The 2,839-nt window shown below is 73.7% G+C and carries 2 protein-coding genes and 1 pseudogene; all 3 read left to right on the top strand.

Going from position 1 to position 2,839, the window contains the following annotated elements; all coding sequences use genetic code 11:
• Positions 1–208: pseudogene (locus D8M29_RS10605) on the top strand (hypothetical protein); the annotation flags it as partial.
• Between the two features lie 152 nt (positions 209–360).
• Complete coding sequence (mtrA, locus tag D8M29_RS10610) at positions 361–1,041, top strand: MtrAB system response regulator MtrA (RefSeq protein WP_127435606.1); 681 nt, start codon at positions 361–363, stop codon at positions 1,039–1,041.
• A gap of 4 nt (positions 1,042–1,045) precedes the next feature.
• Positions 1,046–2,839: MtrAB system histidine kinase MtrB (gene mtrB / locus D8M29_RS10615; RefSeq protein ID WP_148111584.1), on the top strand; the 1,794-nt coding region annotated here is incomplete at its 3' end.

Raw genomic sequence — 2,839 nt, forward strand, 5'->3', positions numbered from 1 at the left:
TGACGTCGGGCGCGGGCTGACCCTGGCCCCCGAGCCGGGCGTGCGTCCGGTCGACGTCGTCCGCACGTGGGAACGGCTGGGGGTGGACCCCGGACGGGTGGGCGACGTCGGCCTCACGGCGGCGGGGTCGCACGACCCCGCCGTGCTCCGCACTCTGCGGCGGGACGCGGAGGAGCTGGCCGCACGGCTCGCCGAACTGCGCGGCTGAGCCGGCGCCCCGACGGGCGCCGGCGACCTTCGGCGTCGTCCGCCGTGGACGGGCCCGCCCGGCGGGTATCATCGGGCTGATCCTGAAAATTTCCTGTGCCCGGGGCCGGTCCCGCTCGCGGCGCCGGGGGGAGCGCTGACGAGGAGGTCAGGATGGGCAAGGCCAAGATCCTGGTGGTGGACGACGACGAGGCGCTGGCCGAGATGATCGGCATCGTCCTGCGCAATGACGGCTTCGAGCCGGCGTTCGCCGCGGACGGCACCTCCGCACTGCCCGCGTTCCACCGCGAGCGCCCCGATCTCGTGCTGCTGGACCTCATGCTCCCCGGCATCGACGGCATCGAGGTCTGCAGGCTCATCCGAGCCGAGTCGGACGTGCCGATCGTGATGCTCACGGCCAAGTCGGACACGGCGGACGTGGTGCGCGGCCTCGAGTCGGGTGCGGACGACTACGTGCCCAAGCCGTTCAAGCCGGCCGAGCTTGTGGCCCGCGTCCGGGCCCGCCTGCGTGAGGGGGAGGCGAAGCCGGCGGAGGTCCTGCACATCGGGGACCTCGAGATCGATGTGGCGGGCCACCAGGTCACCCGCGGCGGCGTCGGCATCGCCCTCACCCCGCTGGAGTTCGACCTCCTCGTGGCCCTCGCCCGGCGGCCGCGCCACGTCTTCACCCGCGAGATGCTGCTGGAGGAGGTCTGGGGCTACCGGCACCAGGCCGACACCCGGCTCGTGAACGTCCACGTCCAGCGCCTGCGCTCCAAGGTCGAGCCGGATCCCGAGAACCCGTGCGTCGTGCTGACCGTCCGGGGCGTCGGGTACAAGGCCGGCCAGGGCTGAGGGCATGACCGTGTCCGGCCCGGGGGTGAGCGCGGGCCCGGTGGCCGAGGCCGGCGCCGAGCCGGTCGAGCCCGCCGCCGGCCGCCCACGGTCGTGGGTCCCCGGCCCCGCGTGGCGTGCGCTGCGCCGCCGGTGGCGTCGGTCCCTGCGGCTGCGCACGGCGGTGCTCGCGGCCCTGCTCTCGATCCTCGCGGGCCTCGTGGTCGCCGCGTTCCTGACGCAGCAGATCACCCAGGCCCTCTTCGAGGCCCGCTACGAGCAGGTCCAGGCCGAGGCCCGCCGTGGCCTGAGTCAGGTGCGCGAGACGTTCGCGCAGACCACCGCCACGGACGCGCAGAGCACGGACGTGCTGGTGACCCAGACCCTGCGTGCCCTCGAGGGGGACTCGGGCACCACGATCCGCCGCCGCTACTACCTCGCCCCGCTGCCGGACTCCGAGTCCGCGTACGTGGGGACGATCTCCTCCGCCGGTCTCGATCCCGCGGTGATCCCCCAGGAGCTGCAGGACGCGGTCGCCTCCGGGCCGGGCGTGTACGACGCGAGCGTGGCGCTGCCGGACCCCGGCGGCGGCACCCGGCCCGGCCTCGTGTTCGGCGCCCAGGTGGTGCTGCCCCCGGGTGCCACCTACGGGCTCTACCTCGTCTACGACCTCTCGGACGTCCAGAGCTCGCTCGACTCGGTGCTCGGGGTGCTGCTGGTGTTCGGCGTCGGATTCCTGGTGATCAACGTGCTGGTCTCGTGGTGGGTCTCGCGGCGTGTGACCCGGCCCGTGCAGCAGGCGGCCCGGGCGGCCGAGTCCCTCTCGAGCGGTAACCTGGCCGTGCGGATGCCGGTCGACGGTGAGGACGAGATGGCCCGCCTGGGCATGTCCTTCAACCGGATGGCGGACAGCATCCAGGACCAGATCGGCCAGCTCGCCCAGCTGTCCCAGATGCAGCAGCGGTTCGTCTCGGACGTCTCCCATGAACTGCGCACGCCGCTGACGACCGTGCGGATGGCGGCCGACGTGCTGTACGGCTCGCGTGAGGACTTCGACCCGGTCAGCCGACGCTCGACCGAGCTGCTCTACCACCAGGTGGACCGCTTCCAGGCCATGCTCGCGGACCTGCTGGAGATCACCCGGTTCGACGCCGGCGCCGCCACCCCCGCCCTCGAGGCCACGGACATGCTCGAGCTGGCCCGCGACGTCGTGCTCACCTCTCAGCCGCTGGCCGATCAGATCGGCGTGCCCGTGTACATGGTGCCCATGGACCGGGACCGCGCCGACGGCCACGTCGCCTGGGTCGACCCGCGGCGGATCGAACGGATCCTGCGCAACCTGGTGAACAACGCGATCGAGCACGCCGAGGGCCGGCCGGTGGACGTGCTCGTGGCGGCCGACGAGGAGGCCGTCACGTTCGCCGTCGTGGACCACGGCATCGGCATGAGCCCCGAGCAGGTGCAGCGCGTGTTCGACCGGTTCTGGCGGGCCGACCCCTCACGCAAGCGCACCACCGGCGGGTCCGGACTGGGTCTGGCGATCGCCGCCGAGGACACCCGGCTGCACGGCGGCCGGCTCGAGGCGTGGGGCGAGCTGGGGGAGGGGTCCACCTTCATGGTGACCCTGCCGCGGGAGCCGCGCCCGGCCGTGCAGGGCGCGGAGGCCCCGGAACCGATCGGCCGCTCCGTGCTGCCCATCCCGCCCCGCTACAGCACGGCGGACCGCCGGTACGCCGATGACCTGTCCCGGCCCGTCCCGCAGGAGGCGGACGCCGACGCCGTCGGCACGGTCGCGGATGTCACCGCGGCGGCCGCGTCC

It is taken from the genome of Micrococcus sp. HSID17227, assembly GCF_003989405.1.
Classification (GTDB): domain Bacteria; phylum Actinomycetota; class Actinomycetes; order Actinomycetales; family Micrococcaceae; genus Micrococcus; species Micrococcus luteus.